The organism is Marinobacter salexigens (genome assembly GCF_018860765.1).
GTDB classification, from domain to species: Bacteria; Pseudomonadota; Gammaproteobacteria; order Pseudomonadales; family Oleiphilaceae; genus Marinobacter; species Marinobacter salexigens_A.
The window spans coordinates 1-2,629 of sequence record NZ_JAHKPV010000002.1 but is presented as its reverse complement, the minus strand read 5'-3'; the positions used below and the strand labels follow the sequence as shown (position 1 = coordinate 2,629).

Genomic DNA, 2,629 nt, shown 5'->3' with positions numbered 1-2,629 from the left:
TGGCTATACCCACATAACGCCAATATTCAGCGGCGGCCTTTGCGTAGCGAAGCGGAGAAAAGGCCGTCCGGTGGAGGCCCTTCAGGGCCGGAACGAACTGGAATGCATGGTTAGAATCATTCAGGCTCAAAACCCGGAAATCCATTGTTGGAATACTCTTCGAGTGACCCAAGCTTGGCTCCTCGAACCGTCCAGCTCGAGAGGTAGTCGGGGTCGACAACAACGTCTCCAGTCGACCTGAGACGATACTCGCCCTCATCCGCTGGCAGGATATTCGAGAAATCGGGAGGCAAGTAGAACTCGGTTCCGCTGCCATTTCTCTTTATGACAATACCGCTCCCATCTACGTGGATGATCGGACCATATACTTGCACTTGGCCAATAAGCTGCTCTTCATCATCCATTAAAGTGATTCCGACGAGCAAAATCTTCCCTATCAAACTTCCAATTTCTTCCATTTTTTTAAAACTCTAACGCCTGCAGCATGCGCGGCTACGAAATGAAGGCGAAGCCGCAATGTAGTAGGCGTCGCCGTGCCTGCACTGGTTATATTTAGTCCTCATCCACAGCCTTAAGTATCCGCTGGGCAAGCTCCACGGCCTGCTCTTTATTCAGCGAAACCGGCAGTGCTTGATAGGATAAAAAGCTCGTGGCGACCACCTTTAGCCCCACGCCTTTATCTCCATTTTCTAGTGCCAGCTCCACAACATCAATTCGTTGCCTCACCGGCCCTTTCTGTAGAGCCTCCACCTTTGCAGGACTGCCAACTTTCCGACCTTTGTAAAAGCTAAACAGGCCCATGGAAACTCCCTAGAAAAATATAACGCTCAGGTAACCGGCACCAGAGCGCCAGCGAAGGGAACCAAAAGCAGAAAGCTTTTGGTGTCCGGTTGACCGCCTGGTTATGAGTTCCCAGATGGCCCAATGTCTTCTCCGAACATGATTCGATGACCCTCTGGTGTTGCTACACCAAACTCACGTAAGCCCCAAGGCTTATCCGAGATTGCCTGAAAAATGTCGGCACCGCGTTGCTGATAGTCGCGATAGAGGTCGTCAATGCCCACACAGTTCACATACGCGAAGTACGAATGGTCATGCGTATCACGCGCCAAAAGCTCGTCCGCGCAATGCCCCAACATGATATGAAAACTGCCAAGACTCAAGAACGACCAGCCGTCCACACGGAACCGGACGGAAAACCCAAGCTTGTCGAGAAAATAGCTCTCGGCGGTCTGAAGATCCTTGACCGCGAGAACATGCTGAGTTGCTTTTACGTCAAACACTGATGACTCCCTTCACGAGCATGGATACTCATAACGCCGGGGTCATGGGAGACATGTAGTGGAGCGATTTTTATGGTAAAAAGAGCGTAGCGATACCATAAAAATTGCGGAACGAAATGGCTTCCCATGCACCCCTTTGTTAAGCCCGGCACACGATAAAGAACCGTTTTTCATCTATATTTTCTCCAAACCCAATTACTGGATTATCGATCCGCACCCAAGTGTCATCAATTTCCTGCTCTAATGCAGACGCAAGAGAAAAACGCGAATCTATTGTCTCTATCTCCGCGTACGCTTCTGAGATTTTTATGGCGTCTTCCCCAGGCTGCACATAGAAGAGACACTCTTCACTCTCGATATCGAAACCAATTTTACCAATAGGCTCTATAGATTCAGTTGATATAATTTCGCCAGAATCATCTATTTCTAGTGAAATCACAAACAATTCAAAATCATTGCCAATCAGCTCTGACTCATCGAGTTCATTGATAATACAGCCAACATACTTGCTCAATACTTGATTTTCCTATGTAGGCTTAACGCTGAGCTAAGCGGCGCCCTGACAAGGGCGTCCGGTGGACGGCCGACAGGCCGGGAACAGACTTAAGCGACTTGTTATGGATTGCCGGGCTTCTGTAGCTAACCACTAACCTTACGCCACGAATACATGTCGTATTGGCCAAAGGAATTGAGTGCATAGTAATCCGGATTTTCCTTATCCTCACCGTTAATATGGATCACGTGAAAATTCTTCGGCCGAGCTGGATTTTGGTCGATTGCCAAGTCTCGAATCTCAACAACTTCAACCGTTCCATCCGGAGACTTCATCTCATAAACACCCTCTTTCTGAGGCGCTGAAGTTGACCATCCTTCACCCGTCATCTCATCTCCTTCTCAGTATTCATAACGCCAAGCTTTGGGGCAGCCGGAGCAACGCGTAGGCTGTCCCAGCCGCGATAGCGGCGACAACAGCGCCTTGTTAAAGTTCATGGCTGATACCCAACCTCTGGCCAAAGCTCATTGATTTCCTTAGCTTGGTGACTTGCACTGAATCGCTCCCAAACTATACCGTTCACATCAACGTCTTGAGTGAACTCAGCAGCTTCTGCATCTTCCCAGCCGAGGTGTCTTAGTAATCCGGAATTGGATGAAGAGTCTTGCCGAATAGAAACGTTCAGGCTGTCAGTTCGCCAGAGAGCATACTCGCCTGGAATGATTAAACACGGATCTGCGCCCAAGCGATTACTGTAATCAGCAACGGTTTGATCGATTTTATCAGTGGAAATTGCAATATGAAGTTTCTTCACGATGTCCTCTATGAACTTTAACGCTGATGGTAACCGGCG

The 2,629-nt window shown here is 48.8% G+C and carries 6 protein-coding genes; all 6 read right to left on the bottom strand.

The annotated features are described in order from the left end of the window. Window positions 1-116: 116 nt before the first annotated feature. On the bottom strand, window positions 117-458 hold the full coding sequence (locus tag KO508_RS05460) for a hypothetical protein (protein ID WP_216007355.1): 342 nt from the start codon (window positions 456-458) through the stop codon (window positions 117-119). 94 nt (window positions 459-552) lie between these two features. After that, complete coding sequence (locus tag KO508_RS05455; protein ID WP_216007354.1) at window positions 553-801, bottom strand: hypothetical protein; 249 nt, start codon at window positions 799-801, stop codon at window positions 553-555. 101 nt (window positions 802-902) lie between these two features. Then, entirely contained in the window at window positions 903-1,283 is a 381-nt protein-coding gene (locus tag KO508_RS05450) for a VOC family protein (RefSeq protein WP_216007353.1), read from the bottom strand. A 139-nt stretch (window positions 1,284-1,422) separates the two neighbouring features. Next, window positions 1,423-1,797 (bottom strand): hypothetical protein, encoded by a 375-nt coding sequence (locus KO508_RS05445; protein WP_216007352.1) that lies wholly within the window; start codon window positions 1,795-1,797, stop codon window positions 1,423-1,425. A 125-nt stretch (window positions 1,798-1,922) separates the two neighbouring features. Continuing rightward, the gene (locus KO508_RS05440) at window positions 1,923-2,165 is read right to left on the bottom strand and encodes a hypothetical protein (protein WP_216007351.1); all 243 of its coding nucleotides are present in this window, start codon (window positions 2,163-2,165) and stop codon (window positions 1,923-1,925) included. A 104-nt stretch (window positions 2,166-2,269) separates the two neighbouring features. Next, window positions 2,270-2,629: hypothetical protein (locus KO508_RS05435; protein ID WP_252737941.1), on the bottom strand; the 360-nt coding region annotated here is incomplete at its 5' end.